This is a genomic window from Salinibacillus xinjiangensis, assembly GCF_009649735.1.
GTDB classification, from domain to species: Bacteria; Bacillota; Bacilli; order Bacillales; family Alkalibacillaceae; genus Salinibacillus; species Salinibacillus xinjiangensis.
In genome coordinates this window covers 57,405-73,595 of sequence record NZ_WJNH01000011.1, presented here as the reverse complement: position 1 = coordinate 73,595, position 16,191 = coordinate 57,405, and the positions used below count along the sequence as shown (strand labels likewise).

Below are 16,191 nucleotides of genomic sequence, written 5' to 3'. Positions count from 1 at the left end.
GTCTTTTCATTACTAAAAAATGATAGAAATTACAAATATGAGAAAGAAATTTGAAAAATTTTAGCAAAAAACGGCGAATACATGATATTATATTACCAACACAAAATTCCTTACCTGAACGGACGATAGGGGTATGTGGAAATTGCGATAGGGGGCTTTTTAATGGAGTACATCATTGGAGCCATTCTTTTCTTAATTGTATTCATTATATTAGGTCTCATACTTAGAAAAAGAGTTTATGACCGTGTTGATCAATTAGAAGAATGGAAACTAGCGGTCATGAATAAGGACGTTACAGAGCAATTATCTAAAATAAAGGATTTAAATCTCTCTGGTGAAACCCAGACACGGTTTGAAAAATGGCGGACAGAATGGGATCATATCGTAACTAGGAAAATGCCAGATATTGAGGAAGAGCTTTTTGACGCTGAAGAAGCGGCAGATAAGTATCGTTTTCGTACAGCAAAAAAAGTGTTAGATGATGTTAGCCGAACCTTACAGACGATTGAAACCTCTATTGTGACCATGTTTGAAGAAGTGGAGGATTTAATTCTGTCTAAAGAGGATGGTCATAAACAGGTAGAGCTGATTCGACCTCGCATCAAGGAGACACGAAAACAGTTGTTACAAAATAGGTATCAATTTGGCAATGCCGAAATTGTTTTTGAGGTGGAGCTTGATGAGATTGAAGAGCAGCTTACCAGTTTTGATCAATTAACTGAGCATGGGGATTACATTGAAGCAAAAGATATGGTGCAACAAGTGAGTGACCGACTCGAAGAATTAAACAATAAAATAAAGATTTTTCCATCCCTTTATCAAAGGTGTAAAACGGATTTACCTGAACAGCTAGACGAATTAACAAGTGGCTTAAAGGAAATGAAGAGTTTAGGTCACAACCTTCAGCATTTTGGCTTTGAGAAAGAAATTCAAAAATACCATGAACAGCTTATTTCAATTATTGAACAATTAGACCGGGGTGAGGTCTATGATGTCGAAACATATATAATCGAGATTGAAGAGCGAATTCAGGAAATTTTTGATCAACTAGAACAGGAAGCCATTGCTAAACAGTACACTGAAAAGAAAATGAGTACGATGGAAAATGAACTTCTTAATATGGAGGAGAAATTTAAACAAACAAGAGAAGAAGTAAAAACCTTACAAGTGAGTTATGAAATGAATGATGAGGACCAAGAAACCCTACTTACCTTAGAAAACCAAGTGAAGCAATTAAAGCTGCTTGCCGACAAGATCGTTAATGAGGTTGAAGACGGAAAACGGACTTATACAAATATACGCGGGGATTTAGAACATTGGTTGTTGCAATGGGATTCCTTTGAATTAGCTCATAACGAATTCTTAGAAAGAGTAAATTCACTACGCCAGGACGAAATTGAGGCAAAAGAGCGAATCAACGATTTGTTAAAGCAAATTGGTCAAGTAAAGAAAAACTTACAAAAAAGCAATATTCCAGGTGTGCCTGAATACATATTTGATGCAATCAAGGATGTAACGGTCACCATTGATGAGATTAACACCCAATTAACTCAACATCCATTAAATATGGAAAAGATCTATCACTTATTGGGAAAAGCCGAAAAGAATACGGAAATGGTTGATGAGCAAACTGAATATTTGCTCGAGCAAGCTCGATTAGCAGAGTATGTGATTCAATATGCTAATCGTTACCGCAGTCAATACCCAGTTCTAGCAGCCAAGCTTTCAGAAGCAGAGTATGCTTTTCGTGAATGGGATTATGAGCTTGCGCTTGAAACAGCTGCGGAGCATTTGGAACAAATTGAGCCTGGAGCAATCAAGCGACTAGATGAAATTTTAAAACAAGAGGATGCATTCTCTAAAGTATAAGAATAAAAAGCTGTCTCAAGAGTGCTAAAACACTAGGGAGACGGCTTTTGTTCTTTGTCCCGACATAATATATGTGGTATGATTATTCATTGCAAATGGAAAAAAGGAGCTTACTCGTGATGATATATTTAGATAATAGCGCAACAACAAGCCCGTATCCCGAGGTATTAGAAAGCTTTCGAAAAGTATCGGAATCCTATTATGGAAATCCTTCCTCTATTCATCAGTTTGGTGGAGAGGCAGAAAAGTTACTACACAAAGCTACGAAACAAGCTGCTAACTTGTTAAAGGTTGATTCAAGTGAGTTGATTTTCACCTCAGGAGGCACGGAGAGTAATAACCTTGCCATAAAAGGTATAGCTTTACAGCATCAAAATAGAGGACGACATATTATTACAACACAGATTGAACATCCATCAGTTTTAGAGGCTTGTCAAGCTCTTGAATCACATGGATTTGATGTTACGTATTTATCCGTGGATGCGGAAGGAAAAATTGATATGGAACAGTTAAAAAATGAAATACGTGATGATACGATTTTGATTTCTGTGATGCATGTAAATAATGAATTAGGTACCATTCAACCCATTAAGCAAATTGCAGATATTGTGATTAAACATCCAAAATTGTTTTTTCATGTAGATCATGTTCAAGGGCTAGGTAAAATTTCTCTTGACTTTACTCATCCAGGCATTCATTTATGTTCAATGTCTAGTCACAAAATACATGGACTAAAGGGTACTGGTTTATTGTATATTCAATCAGGGACTACTCTTTCTCCATTGTTGCATGGGGGTGGTCAGCAATCTTCTACTCGACCAGGAACGGAAAACTTAGCGGGGATTGTAGCAATGGTAAAAGCGATGCGATTGACATTTGAAAAACAAAAACATGGCTATGGTCATCTAATAAAACTTTCAGACATCATCCGCAACCTATTACAGAAGGATGACAGAATTATGATTAATACTCCAAGGGATGGAGCGCCACACATTTTGAATATTTCAGTACCTAAATTTAAACCAGAAGTAGTCATTCATGCTTTAGGCAAGAAAAATATATTTATTTCAACCAAATCTGCTTGCTCCTCTAAGCATTCGGATGAAAGTGCTGTACTAGCTGCCTGCGGATTAGGGATGGAACGTACACATTATGGGTTAAGAATTAGTCTTTCGTATCAAAATACAGAAGAGGAAGTTCGGCAGTTTTGTAAAGAGTTTAAAGAGGTGCTGGACGAATTAAATGAAGTAATGAGGTAGATAACATGCAATATGATCATATTTTAATAAGATATGGAGAATTGTCCCTAAAGGGGAAAAATAAAAAACAATTCATCTCCCAACTGAAGAAAAACGTAAAACAAAAATTAAGAGAATTTCCAGATATTCATATTATTCGGGCACGTGACCGTATGTATATCAAGCTGAATGGTCAAGACCATGAGCCAATCATCGAAAAGTGCCGTGAAGTATTTGGGATTCAGTCTGTCAACCTAGCCCTCAGAGTAGAGAACTCGTTAGACAAGATTAAGGAAGGGGCATTGTTTGCTCTAAATGAGGCCGGTAACGCTAAGACATTTAAAATTACGACGAAACGCCCGAATAAAAGCTTTGACGTCCCTTCACAGGAAATGAATCAGGTGCTTGGTGGTCACTTGTTATCAAACACCGAAGGAATAACGGTTGATGTTCGAAATCCTGATGTGGAAATACGAGTAGAAATACGAAATGACGCTACGTATATTATGGCTGGTAAAATTCCAGCATCAGGTGGACTCCCCGTTGGAACAACAGGAAAAACACTTCTACTGTTGTCAGGAGGAATTGATAGTCCAGTAGCCGGATACCTTGCGATGAAAAGAGGCGTTAAAGTAGAGGCAATTCATTTTCATTCTCCTCCTTACACAAGTGAACGGGCAAAGCAAAAGGTATTAGATTTAGCGAAATCCTTGACGAAATATGGCCATGAGATTCGTGTACACATTGTACCTTTTACGGAATTACAACAAAAAATATTTCGTGAAATTCCAGAAGGCTATGGAATGACAGTGATGCGTAGACAAATGCTGAAGGTAAGTGAGAGGCTGGCCAAACAGGAGGGGATTCTTTCCTTAACAACAGGTGAAAGTCTTGGCCAAGTAGCGAGTCAAACAATGGAAAGTATGAATGCCATTAACGAAGTAACGAATTATCCAATTATTCGCCCATTAGTCGCGATGGATAAGGTAGATATTATTGACATATCGAGAAAAATTGGTACTTATGAAACCTCAATTCAGCCTTATGAGGACTGCTGTACAATTTTTGTACCAAAGCAGCCAAAAACCAGGCCTTCTCGTGAGAAAATTCATCAATTTGAGGACCCGGTCGATTTTAGTGAGGATATAGACAAAATACTACGTAATATTGAAACCATTACCTTTACTGAGCACGAACAACAATCGGATGATTTTGGTGATTTATTGTAAATGCATGAAACAACTACCAGCTATTGTGTTGTATGATAATCACCTTTTTGCACATCATAATGAGTGACAAGGAGGTGATTACATCATGGCAAACAATAATAGCCGCAATTCAAACCAACTTGTTGTACCTGGCGCTGAGCAAGCTCTTAACCAAATGAAAACAGAAATCGCTCAGGAGTTTGGTGTACAGCTAGGAGCTGATACCACTTCTCGTGCTAACGGTTCTGTAGGTGGTGAAATCACGAAGCGCCTTGTAAGTGTAGCTCAACAACAATTTAGTGGTCAACAACAATAAGATAACGATAGCTAAGAAAAGGGCAGAGAATCTGCCCTTTTCTTTCTACATATAAAATGTAAGAGGAGAGAATCAAGATGGGGAAATTATGGTATGGCGGTAAGATTTATACAATGCGACAAGAAGGGGAAGTAGTAGAAGCAGTTTATACCGATAATGGAAGGGTCATTGATTTAGGGACCAAATCATATTTGGAAAAGGCATATGCAAATCAAATTGACGATGAGCATGATCTAGATGGACAAGTCATGTATCCAGGTTTCATTGATAGCCATTTACATATCATTGGCCATGGAGAGCGAATTTTACGATTAGATCTAACCTACATAAAATCACCTGAAGAATTATTAAGAGCGGTAAAAGATGCCACACAAAAGCTTTCTCCTGGCGAATGGCTGATTGGGGAAGGATTTAACGAAAATCAATGGGAGAACCCACGAATCATTCATCGTAATGAATTGGATGAAGCATGCGCTGAGCATCCGGTCATGTTAACAAGGGTATGTCGCCATGCAATAATAGCGAATACGAAGGCGATGAACGAAGCTGGCATTACAAATGATGTTGAAGCCCCCTCTGGCGGTGTAATCGATAAGGATGAAAAGGGTGAAATGACAGGCTTTTTCTTAGATAATGCTCAGGATTTAATTAAGAATCACGTTCCTGAAGTAAGCATCTCATACTTAGAAAAAGCAGTAACTGTAGCCATTCAGGATCTAGTCCAACATGGAATTGTTTCAGGTCATAGTGAAGATTTGAATTATTATGGTGGATTTGAACGTACGTATGAAGCCTTTGCCAGAAGTATAGACGGAGTGAACTTAAAGTTTCGTGCTCACCTGCTTGTCCATAATGAGGTGATTGAAGATATGGATAAGAGTGGGCATCAATTTAAAAATGGTTCAGATTGGCTTGAGTTAGGTGCAATGAAAATCTTTGCAGATGGTGCCTTTGGTGGACGAACTGCTTGGTTAAAAGAACCTTATGCAGATGCAAGTGACCAGTATGGTGTTCAAATCAATTCAATAGATCACATGAAAAAGTTAATGGTGAAAGCAAGAAGTCGATCGATGCCTGTAGCGGTACATGCAATTGGGGACCAAGCCGCTGAAATGGTGTTAAATATGATTGAGCAATATCCACCCGCTGAAGGGGTTAGGGATCGTCTTATTCATGCTCAGCTTGTCAATCCGAATCTGATCAATCGAATGAGAAAATTGTCATCATTAGCTGTTGATATCCAGCCGACATTTGTTGCTTCTGATTTTCCGTGGGTGTTAGAAAGAATTGGAGAAGAACGTCAGCATTTAGCATATGCTTGGAAGTCTCTAATGGATGCAGGTATTGTTTGTGCTGGTGGGTCTGACGCACCTATTGAGGAAATAGATCCGATTAAAGGGATAGCGGCGGCTGTAAATCGCACCTCTTATTTAGATGGTAAAACCTATGGTGAAGCCCAGTGTTTAAGCCCTTATGAGGCTGTCTCCCTATACACAACTGGTGCTGCTTATGCTAGTGGAAATGAAGAAAAACAAGGGCAAATTGCACCCGGTTTTTATGCTGACTTTACTGTGTTGGACCAAGATTTATTTGATATTCCGAAAGAGAATATTATAAAGACGAATGTAATGAAAACAATTGTTGATGAGGAAATTGTATATGTGAAAAACGATTAAGGAAGTGCATCAAGCACTTCCTTTCTTTAATGCCTTTCCTCTAAAAAAGTCCTCTTCACTCGATCCCAAAAGGAGTTATTTTTCAATTTAACCGTTTTAATGACTTTATCACTTAACGAGATGTCTAGTGTTTTGATATTACGGATTGAAAATGCTTCATTATCCAATCCTATGATCGGATAGTCATTACCATCCTGGATGACCTCAAGCTGTAGATTTCGTTCTCCTCCCAATATAAAGGAGGAACCTAATGTCCTGTAACGGTTATTATTTAACGAGGCTAGCTCGGTGACCTGAAGGCAGGGGATTTTCGGATCCACAACTGCCCCATTTGAAGATTTATTATATCCAGTACTCCCAGTTGGTGTAGAGACTATTAATCCATCTCCTCGAATCTTTTCAAAGTGTTTTTCATCAATATAGACATCCAATACAAAGGATTTAATTATTGACGAACGTATACTGATTTCATTCAAGCAATGAAAGGTGGTTTCATCCTCATTAACGGTCACATCAAGCAAAGGAAATTTCCGCACTTCTAAATCCTCATTCATCATAATGTGAACCATTTCATCAAACGTTTCTAAATTAAAGTCACAGTACAGCGCTGCTTCCTCGCCCGTTTTAATCCCCATATACAGGCAGTCAGTCGAAAGCCTGTATTGCGGACGGCTTGCAAAAAGGTTCCATCCCCGCCAACGCTAATGACGATATTCGCATCTACTGCATGATTCACAATCTGAAAACCATTATTTGTCGCTAGTTTGGATAAAGGCTGTAATTGTGCTTCTAATCGTTCATCTTTCGGATAAAAAAAGTATAGGTTTTTACGCTCGTCCATTTCGCTTCCCTCCCAAACCATGAAATTCAATTCTATGTTTATTGTATCATTTGTCAGGTAATAATTATCGAAATCCAAACGATTATAGTTTAAATATACTGCAAATGGAAAACAATGGTTGTAAAGAGGTGAGTATATTGAATTGGTGGATTATACTCGTCGTTATTTTGATTATCTTTGCTGTCTTTATGACCATTCTTATGTTTACTAGGGTTCATATTTCTATTCTTTATAAACATGAAAGGGATCAAGATTATTTAAGGGTAATCATTCAATTTTGGATGTTTATTCGTATCGAAAAAGAAATCCCGATTGTTGAAATAAAAGATAGAATGGAAGCTAGAGCAGAGATGACAGGTTCTACTGATAAGGAAGAACAGTCAATGGGATTTTTTGATAAGTTATTGGACCGCTTAGAAATGCTGAAAAATTTTATGTCAACCATACAACAAATATGGCCTACAATAAAAAGCTTCCTTCAAAAAGTCCGGATTCATACTCTTACTTGGCAAACACAGATTGGGATGGTGGATGATGCTGCAATAACAGGGACAATATCGGGAGTGATATGGGGGATTAAAGGAAGTGTAATAGGAATGCTTCATCAATATATGAACGTATTAGCCGCACCTAAAATCCTTGTCAATCCTGTTTTTCAAAAAAATATCGCGGCTACATACTTAGAATGCATGTTTTCATTTAAAATTGGGCAAGCTATAACAGCATTCATGCAAATTAATAGGCAAAGAAAAAAAGATGAAGTATCAGATTCATAAGAAAGGAGCTTTATACCCATATGTCAGAACATCCTATTCAAGGCTTAATGACAACAGCGATGGAAAGCTTAAAAGAAATGGTGGATGTGAATACCATTATTGGAGATCCAATCGAAACACCAGATGGGAGCACCATCATTTTACCTGTTTCTAGAGTTGGGTTTGGTTTTGCGGCAGGAGGAAGTGAATTTAAGCCCGCTCAAAAACAAAATCAACAATCTGAGGACCAATCAGATGGAGGAAGTAGTGATGGAGGTGGCAAGCTTCCGTTTGGAGGAGGTAGTGGTGGAGGTGTATCCATTACCCCGGTGGCCTTTGTAATTGTCAATTCGAATGGTGTGAAAATGGTTCATTTAAACGAAAATACACATTTATATGAACGATTAATTGATTTAGCGCCACAGGCAGTTGATAAAATACAGGATTTATTGAAGTCGCAAATTAAACAGCCTGAGGGAAAAGAAGAGAAATCAAAGGAAAAGGAAAAAGATAAGGACAAAGACAAAGAGAAAGACCAAAACAAAGACAAAGAAAAGTCCGAGGATCAGGAAAAGGAAGATGAACAAAAAGGTGAAGATAAGAAAAACACCCCCCCAAGTACATTATAAGGTTGTTTGATTAGACAAAATCAACCTCTGCCTTCATAATAATGGTAGAACCAAATATTTTGTATAGGAGGAGAATCGGATGCCAAATATTACATTTAAGGGTAATCCTGTAACGCTTCTAGGAGAAGAAGTACAGGTAGGTAACCAAGCACCAGACTTCACTGTACTTGCTAACGATTTATCAGAGAAATCTTTAAAGGATTATCAAGGTAAAAAGCTTATTAGCGTTGTTCCATCCTTAGACACGGGAGTATGTGATGCACAAACACGTCGTTTTAATGAAGAAGCGAGTAACTTAGATAACGTTACAGTCCTTACTGTGAGTATGGATTTGCCTTTTGCTCAAAAGCGTTGGTGTGGAGCGAATGGCATTGAAAATGTGGTGACATTATCAGACCATCGTGACGGCTCATTTGGCCAAGCATACGGTGTCTTAATTCAGGAGTTACGACTATTAGCAAGAGCTGTCTTTGTAGTAGATGAAAATAATAAAGTTACATATGTAGAGTATGTAAGTGAAGCAACTAATCATCCAGATTATGATGCTGCTTTAAACGCAGTTAAGTAAGGTTAAGCAAAATTATAAAAAGATAGCGGATGTAAACTGTAAAACTCCCGACTTTTATTTATCTCAGGTCGGGAGTTGGTTTGTGTTTACAACCTATCTATACATATATGTACTCACCACCATGTGGTAGATGAATAGTGAAGGAATTGAGGGATAGTCATGAATCAAGAAAAAGTAGAGCAATTATTCAAGTGGTTTGATGAAACAACAATGATTATTGAAAAAGAGGAAAAAACGCCTTATTTAGATAGCTTAGTTGAAGCTAGTGGTTTACTATTTAGTGGAGTGGCTGAGGAAATTGAAGAACCCTTTAAACAAACGCTACAGAAGCAAGTAGAAAAGGTTCAGTTAGATTCCTTTTCAAATGAGGAAGTGCGTAAAGCATTACAATTAGCTATTTTAAAAGGGATGAAGGGAGCTACGCAACAACAGCATTATATTACCCCAGATGCGGTAGCGATTTTCATGGGTTATCTTGTTTCCAAATTTCAAAGTGAAAAGAAGGATATTCGAATATTTGATCCGGCCTGTGGGACAGGAAATTTATTAACAGCTGTTATGAATCAAGTTGAAAAAAACATAGCTGCCTATGGGAGTGAAGTTGACCCAACTTTAATTCAGCTTGCGTACATGAATGCAAACTTACAGCATTTTGGGATTGAATTTTTCCATCAGGATAGCTTACGTGATTTATTGCTTGAACCAGTTGATGTAGTCGTATCAGATTTACCAGTGGGGTATTACCCAGATGACGAGCAGGCAAAAAGCTTTAAACTAAAGGCTGATGGACAGCATTCTTATGCACATCACTTATTTATTGAACAAAGCTTGAATTATACAATTGCTGGTGGTTATTTATTTCTGCTGATACCAAACTTCATGTTCGATAGTGATCATTCCGATCAATTACACCAATTTCTACATGAACACGCACATGTCCAAGGAATCTTACAGTTGCCATCATCTATGTTTAAATCCGAACAAAATGCTAAGAGTATTTTTATATTGCAAAAGAAAGGCATTCAAACTACAAACCCTAAACAAGTTTTAATGGCACAGCTCCCATCATTTAAGGATGTGCGTGCCATGGATAAGACGTTAAATGAAATTGATTATTGGTTCCATAATCAAAAATAGGCCCGTCGTAAAAAACAGAAAATAAAAACATTGGCATGAAAGCGGACACAGCGGGGTTTCTTTCTTGTGCTAACAGATTCAATAATTTAAAGTATCTATGGGAAACGTAAAAGTGAATCTGTTAGATATGAGGAGTTGAAGAAAGTGAATAAAGTTTTAGCAATAAATGCTGGTAGCTCTTCGTTAAAATTTCAATTAATCGAAATGCCAGAAGAAAAAGTGCTAACAAAAGGTCTTGTTGAACGCATCGGACTAAATGATTCCATTTTCACCATAGAGGTTAATGATGAAAAGGATACAGAAACAAAGGATATCGAGGATCATGGTGTAGCAGTCAAAACACTATTGGAAAAACTTCTTAAAACAGGAGTTATTCAATCCTATAATGAAATCCAAGCGATTGGCCATCGTGTTGTACATGGCGGGGAAAAGTTTAGTGATTCCGTTCTAATCACGGATGAAGTGGTCCAAGAAATTGAAGAAGTATCGGAATTAGCTCCTTTGCACAATCCAGCTAATTTAGTTGGGATTCGAGCGTTTCAGGAGATTTTACCGAATACGCCAGCTGTGGCAGTATTTGATACAGCTTTTCATCAAACCATGCCAGAGCAGTCTTATCTATATAGTCTTCCATATGAATACTATGAGAAATACGGAATACGAAAATATGGATTCCATGGTACATCTCATAAATATGTATCCGTCCGTGCAGCAGAGCTGTTAGGAGTGCCAGTTGAGAATTTGAGACTGATTTCTTGTCACCTTGGAAATGGTGCAAGTATTGCAGCTATTGAAGGTGGACAATCAATTGATACATCCATGGGCTTCACTCCTCTTGCTGGTGTTACAATGGGGACAAGATCAGGTAATATTGACCCTGCCCTCATTCCATTTATCATGGATAAAACAGGGAAAAATGCAAATGAGGTTATGGATATCCTAAATAAAGAGAGTGGAATGTTAGCCTTATCAGGTTTTTCTAGTGACCTAAGAGATATTGAACAAGCTGCAGAAGAAGGGAACGAGCGTGCTGAATTGGCTTTAGATGTTTTTGCAGGACGTATTCACAAATATCTTGGTTCTTATGCAGCTCGTATGTCAGGCGTTGATGCTATTATTTTCACAGCAGGTGTAGGTGAAAATAGTACAGCCATTCGTGAACGTGTACTAAAAGGACTTGAATTTATGGGGGTTTACTGGGACCCAGCTTTAAACAAGGTTAGAGGAAAAGAAGCATTTGTGAATTATCCTCACTCCCCGGTTAAAGTTATAATCATTCCAACGAATGAAGAGGTAATGATTGCTAGGGACACTGTCCGTTTAAGTGAAATTTAAATTCATAAGTATTAGATCCTCTCTTGAACTCATAGAGTAGTATAGAATAAATTCCCTAAAAGGGGAGAGGATCGCTTGAGTGAAAACTTTTATATTAATGAATTACGTTCATTTGAAAAGGAATTGGATCGTGTTCAGGAAATCCGTCAGCACCACTCATTCTTAAATAGAGATATGGAAATGAAAGAAGAGCTTTTCGCAAAAATAGATGATGTATTACTTTATACATATCATGTTTTGCAAAGCTCTTCTTTTCAACTGAATATACGTCGGCAAATCATTAAGACAGGTATGTCATATAGAGTTTCCATTGACACATTACAGGACATGGAAAAGTTATCAATTGGGGAGTTGACCGTTATAGCAGAACAATTTCTCAAGAAAAATAGGATGGTGTCAGCTATACAGGGTTCTATAACTGGCGTGGGGCACCTTCTCTTATTAGCATCGGATTTACCTTTTATACTTGTTTCCAATATGCAGCTCATTCAAACGCTTGGTTATATTTTTGGTCATGAAATGCATAATCCACGAGAAATGATGTTAGCGTTGAAGGTTTTTTACGCTAGTGTGTTGCCTAAAAAGCATCAGTATTCTATGTGGCAAGAGTTAAAGGCTGACACCGATGGGAGGGAATTATTTGTTGACTTTGAAAAAGGTTATTGTGATGAGAAGCTGTTTGATTTATTGATCCCCTATTTTTGTAAAATAGGATTTATTCGACTAACTAGCCGTAAACGTATTAAGAGGATTTCTATTTTAAGTGAGTTAACTAGTGTTTTCTCAAGGATCTACGTAAATAAAAAGGTAGGCCAGTTTGCCTTATCCTTTTATCAGTATCGCTACTTAAAGAATAAAGGTTTTTCAGTCTAAAATGGGGGATTATGACAAGGTCATGTCTCGCATTTTAGACTCAACAACGTACTACAAGTACATCAACTTTAGCATATCGTGTTATATTTTCTAAAACACTGCCTATGAAAAAGCGTTCAACGGCATTGTGTCCTGTTGCTCCGCATATGATCAGGTCTGCTCCAATTTCAGGAGCAATGGTTTTGGGTATTTTAATTTTCGGAGAGCCGTTATCTAAACGTGTGGTCACATATTCAATTCCTGCTTTTTGTGCCATATTTTTATACCCTGCAAGTATTTTTTTACCGTATTCCTCAAGGTTTTCTATAATGTTAATCTGATATGCATTAAAACCGCTATATGACTTGATATCGATAACATGAGTGATGGTAAGTTCGGGTGTTGATGACGCTTACATAATTCAATCGCCTTTTCAAAAGCTGTATCAGATGCATCTGATCCATCCACAGCCACTAGAATATGCTTATGTTGTAATTCCATGTCATTCCACCCCTTCCTATATCCTTTTATTTTTCTGCTCCTTTTCATTATATCGCGTATATATTCCTATGACAGAATATGGTTTGAGCGTTTTGTGAACAATTAGAAATACTAACAGGTAGGAGGTGGATTACATGAAGAAAAGGCAAGGTAGGAATAGAGAAGAAAAGGAAGAGAAAATGATTACTCAGCAAATTGCGGAGAGCTATCAAAGTGGATTGATTGAACCAGAAACAGACACACGTGCTCGGGAAAAGTAGATGTGTACAAGCGCTTTTCTTCCAGAAGAAAAGCGCTTGTTTTATACTATCAGAATTTATAAGTTCAATCGGTAGCTAGTATAAGTGCTACTAGGGAATCGCTGGCACCTTACGTCTTGGCGCCGCTAGCCAAGTTTTCTTTATAATGTTAGTAGAAGATGGTAAAATAGGAATACCTATTTATAAAGTGGTAATTTTTAGTAATGGGGGAATATTTATGAGACATGCAATTGTCACGGCGGGGACAAAGGGTTTGGGAAGAAAAGTAACTGAGGAACTGCTGGAAAATGGATACTCTGTTACAGCTACCTATCGAAGTGATCATAAGAAGGCAGATGAATTAGCTCAGGCCTTTAAAAAATATGAAAATGCACTGCAAATCCTTCAAATTGACGTGTGCAATCCAGGTCAGCTATCCGATTTAGTCAGAAGTGCATATGAACGTTTCGGAAGAGTGGATTGTTTAGTAAATAACGCTGGACCTTACATATTTGAACGTAAAAAGCTTATGGATTATGAGATAGATGAGTGGAATGAGATGATGAGAGGAAACCTGGATGCGGTTTTTCATTTACTAAAGGATGTATTACCGATAATGAGAAGACAGCAATTTGGGCGCATTGTTAACTATGGCTTTCAAGGGGCTCAGGATGCACCAGGATGGATCTACCGTTCTGCATTTGCTGCAGCTAAATCAGGTTTAGTTTCCTTAACGAAATCCATTGCCTATGAGGAAGCGGAACATGGCATTACATCTAATATGGTGTGTCCTGGAAATATTATCGGTAAAATGAAAGAGTCTAATATCATGGACAGTCGAAAATACAACGATGAACAAACACCAGTTGGACGATCGGGTACAGGAGAGGATATAGCTAGAGCCGTTCTGTTTTTCTGTAACGATGCCTCAGATATGATTACAGGGACAGTTATGGATATTACCGGTGGATTAGATGTCATCAATCGACATCGTTAACCTATCTATTTTCCATTATTCATGATAGGATTATGGTTATGAAAGGGCTTTCATATTTTTTTATATCTTTATCACTATTTTTTTGTTATCTTAATTATGAATCAGTAAGGAGGTTATAAGATGAAAATAGGGGTACCAAGAGAGATGAAAAATAACGAAAATCGAGTCGCATTAACGCCAGCTGGAGTATTAACATTAAAGAATGCTGGTCATGAGGTATATATTGAAACGGAGGCTGGAATGGGCTCTGGTTTCACAGATGATCAATACGCTGATGCCGGTGCAACTATTGTTCCAACCGCAAGTGATGCATGGAATAAGGAAATGGTAATGAAGGTGAAAGAGCCATTACCAGAGGAATACGATTATTTTTATGAAGGACTTATTTTATTTACATACTTACATCTTGCAGCAGAACCAGAATTGACGAAGGCCATGATTGATAAGAAAGTCGTAGGAATAGCTTATGAGACTGTCCAATTAAAGAATGGTTCATTGCCATTGTTAACGCCAATGAGTGAGGTTGCGGGCCGAATGGCTTCTCAAATCGGTGCGCAATTCCTCGAAAAGTCAAAGGGCGGAAAAGGAATTCTATTAGGAGGAGTTCCAGGTGTGCGCCGTGGTAAGGTAACGGTAATTGGCGGAGGTGTTGTGGGTACCAATGCGGCGAAAATCGCTGTTGGTCTTGGTGCTGACGTTACGATTGTTGATTTAAATCCTGAGAGGCTACGTGAGCTTGATGACATTTTTGGTTCTAAAATAAATACAATGATGTCAAACCCATTGAACATTGCTGAAACAGTTAAGGAATCAGATTTACTCGTTGGGGCTGTATTAATTCCTGGGGCAAAAGCACCGAGATTGGTAACCGAAGAAATGGTTCAATCCATGACAGACGGCTCTGTCATTGTGGATGTTGCCATTGACCAAGGTGGAATTGTAGCAACCTCAGATCGAATCACGACCCATGACAATCCAACCTATGAGAAGCATGGGGTATTGCACTATGCAGTAGCAAATATGCCAGGAGCGGTACCAAGAACATCAACCATAGCTCTTACGAATGTAACCGTACCTTACGCACTACAAATTGCGAACAAAGGATATGGACAAGCATGCCGAGATAATCAAGCTTTACGAAAAGGGATTAATACATTAAATGGCTTTGTAACGTATGAAGCTGTAGCGGATGCTCACCAGCTTGAACATTCAAGTGTAGATAATCTGTTAAAATAAAGCGAAGAATCCCGCTGAATAGTAATAAGTCAGCGGGATTTTTTTATAGCTACAAGCAATATGTTTATAAAGATGTCTAAATTCTAATAAGTATTTTTGGCATTTCCTTTCCCCACCTTTGGTATAATAATTAATGGGAATGAGGTATGTAGGGTAAATTCCTTAAGGTTCAAAAAATATATTTTATTAATGAAACTATTTTGTATTTGTTTCGTATTACATATTACATGAGAATCTTGGGTAGAAAAGAGGTGAAATGTTTGGGGATTTTTTCAAGATTATTTAGTAAAAAGAATCAATCTAATCAACAAGAGGTAAAAGAACGAACCGTTTTAAATATGGAAGTTGGGGATATTGTTTCTTATGACCTTGTGGATTATGAAGTGGTAGGTAAAATTGTCTATCGTGATCATGGTTATGAGTGGACAGCATATCAACTTCTAGAGGGAAAGAACACAATTTGGTTATCTGCTGAGATGGATGATGAACTCGAGTTAGGGGTTTATAAAACTGTCCAATTGCCTGTATCAGAGACGTTTCCCAAAACATTAAACTATGAAGGTAAGACTTATCATTTAGAGGAAGAAGGAAATGCCCAGGTCCATGGACAAGGAAGAAGTAAGCAATTGAGTGGGCGCACCATCCATTATGGTGATTATGTAGATGAAGAGGAAGAAACCTTTTTAAGTGTTGAAACATGGGGGACCGAGGTGGAAGTAAGTCTTGGGCATCCAATAGAAGAGTATGAAATCAAAATTATAGCAGGGTCTATATAGTCTAATCCCTGGAGAAAA

Annotated in this window: 17 protein-coding genes and 1 pseudogene; 15 read left to right on the top strand and 3 right to left on the bottom strand. The window is 37.9% G+C overall.

Translation table 11 applies throughout. The annotated features are described in order from the left end of the window. Positions 1 to 162 precede the first annotated feature (162 nt). The 5 genes from ezrA (at position 163) to GH754_RS15520 (ending at position 6,307) form a co-directional block, all read left to right on the top strand. On the top strand, positions 163 to 1,869 hold the full coding sequence (ezrA, locus tag GH754_RS15540; RefSeq protein WP_153729604.1) for a septation ring formation regulator EzrA: 1,707 nt from the start codon (positions 163 to 165) through the stop codon (positions 1,867 to 1,869). Between the two features lie 119 nt (positions 1,870 to 1,988). Beyond that, positions 1,989 to 3,128: a cysteine desulfurase family protein gene (locus GH754_RS15535; RefSeq protein ID WP_153729603.1), complete on the top strand. Its 1,140-nt coding sequence runs from the start codon at positions 1,989 to 1,991 to the stop codon at positions 3,126 to 3,128. A gap of 5 nt (positions 3,129 to 3,133) precedes the next feature. Then, on the top strand, positions 3,134 to 4,336 hold the full coding sequence (gene thiI, locus GH754_RS15530; protein ID WP_153729602.1) for a tRNA uracil 4-sulfurtransferase ThiI: 1,203 nt from the start codon (positions 3,134 to 3,136) through the stop codon (positions 4,334 to 4,336). A gap of 85 nt (positions 4,337 to 4,421) precedes the next feature. Beyond that, on the top strand, positions 4,422 to 4,631 hold the full coding sequence (locus GH754_RS15525; protein WP_153729601.1) for an alpha/beta-type small acid-soluble spore protein: 210 nt from the start codon (positions 4,422 to 4,424) through the stop codon (positions 4,629 to 4,631). Between the two features lie 77 nt (positions 4,632 to 4,708). Continuing rightward, positions 4,709 to 6,307, top strand: coding sequence for an amidohydrolase (locus GH754_RS15520; RefSeq protein WP_153729600.1), 1,599 nt, complete (start codon positions 4,709 to 4,711; stop codon positions 6,305 to 6,307). Positions 6,308 to 6,333: 26 nt separating this feature from the next. Here the strand turns inward: GH754_RS15520 and GH754_RS15515 are convergent. After that, a pseudogene (locus GH754_RS15515) lies at positions 6,334 to 7,148 on the bottom strand (NAD kinase). 137 nt (positions 7,149 to 7,285) lie between these two features. Here GH754_RS15515 and GH754_RS15510 point away from each other — a divergent pair. From GH754_RS15510 to GH754_RS15485, 6 genes are all read left to right on the top strand, one after another. Next, positions 7,286 to 7,924 (top strand): DUF2953 domain-containing protein, encoded by a 639-nt coding sequence (locus tag GH754_RS15510; RefSeq protein WP_194841377.1) that lies wholly within the window; start codon positions 7,286 to 7,288, stop codon positions 7,922 to 7,924. Between the two features lie 20 nt (positions 7,925 to 7,944). Further along, complete coding sequence (ytfJ, locus tag GH754_RS15505) at positions 7,945 to 8,532, top strand: GerW family sporulation protein (protein ID WP_153729598.1); 588 nt, start codon at positions 7,945 to 7,947, stop codon at positions 8,530 to 8,532. 79 nt (positions 8,533 to 8,611) lie between these two features. Continuing rightward, positions 8,612 to 9,100, top strand: a complete 489-nt coding sequence (tpx, locus tag GH754_RS15500; RefSeq protein ID WP_153729597.1) for a thiol peroxidase — start codon at positions 8,612 to 8,614, stop codon at positions 9,098 to 9,100. 159 nt (positions 9,101 to 9,259) lie between these two features. Beyond that, on the top strand, positions 9,260 to 10,237 hold the full coding sequence (locus GH754_RS15495) for a class I SAM-dependent methyltransferase (protein ID WP_153729596.1): 978 nt from the start codon (positions 9,260 to 9,262) through the stop codon (positions 10,235 to 10,237). 144 nt (positions 10,238 to 10,381) lie between these two features. Next, positions 10,382 to 11,572, top strand: a complete 1,191-nt coding sequence (locus GH754_RS15490) for an acetate kinase (RefSeq protein ID WP_323742060.1) — start codon at positions 10,382 to 10,384, stop codon at positions 11,570 to 11,572. A 75-nt stretch (positions 11,573 to 11,647) separates the two neighbouring features. Further along, a complete protein-coding gene (locus GH754_RS15485; RefSeq protein ID WP_153729594.1) occupies positions 11,648 to 12,445 on the top strand; it encodes an EcsC family protein in 798 nt (265 codons plus the stop codon). A gap of 40 nt (positions 12,446 to 12,485) precedes the next feature. On the opposite strand, the gene GH754_RS20000 is transcribed toward GH754_RS15485, so the two are convergent. Both GH754_RS20000 and GH754_RS19995 read right to left on the bottom strand, forming a co-directional pair. Beyond that, positions 12,486 to 12,761, bottom strand: coding sequence for a universal stress protein (locus tag GH754_RS20000; RefSeq protein WP_323742067.1), 276 nt, complete (start codon positions 12,759 to 12,761; stop codon positions 12,486 to 12,488). Continuing rightward, positions 12,749 to 12,925, bottom strand: coding sequence for a universal stress protein (locus tag GH754_RS19995; RefSeq protein WP_323742059.1), 177 nt, complete (start codon positions 12,923 to 12,925; stop codon positions 12,749 to 12,751). Before GH754_RS19995 ends, GH754_RS20000 begins: the two co-directional genes overlap by 13 nt. A gap of 134 nt (positions 12,926 to 13,059) precedes the next feature. Between GH754_RS19995 and GH754_RS19840 the strand changes: the two genes are divergently transcribed. The 4 genes from GH754_RS19840 to GH754_RS15465 all read left to right on the top strand — a co-directional run bounded on the left by GH754_RS19840 (position 13,060) and on the right by GH754_RS15465 (position 16,173). After that, positions 13,060 to 13,185, top strand: coding sequence for a hypothetical protein (locus GH754_RS19840; RefSeq protein ID WP_267206686.1), 126 nt, complete (start codon positions 13,060 to 13,062; stop codon positions 13,183 to 13,185). A 145-nt stretch (positions 13,186 to 13,330) separates the two neighbouring features. Then, complete coding sequence (locus GH754_RS15475) at positions 13,331 to 14,161, top strand: SDR family oxidoreductase (RefSeq protein ID WP_153729593.1); 831 nt, start codon at positions 13,331 to 13,333, stop codon at positions 14,159 to 14,161. A gap of 120 nt (positions 14,162 to 14,281) precedes the next feature. Then, the gene (ald, locus tag GH754_RS15470) at positions 14,282 to 15,397 is read left to right on the top strand and encodes an alanine dehydrogenase (protein WP_153729592.1); all 1,116 of its coding nucleotides are present in this window, start codon (positions 14,282 to 14,284) and stop codon (positions 15,395 to 15,397) included. Between the two features lie 260 nt (positions 15,398 to 15,657). After that, positions 15,658 to 16,173, top strand: coding sequence for a DUF4178 domain-containing protein (locus tag GH754_RS15465; protein ID WP_153729591.1), 516 nt, complete (start codon positions 15,658 to 15,660; stop codon positions 16,171 to 16,173). Positions 16,174 to 16,191 lie beyond the last annotated feature (18 nt).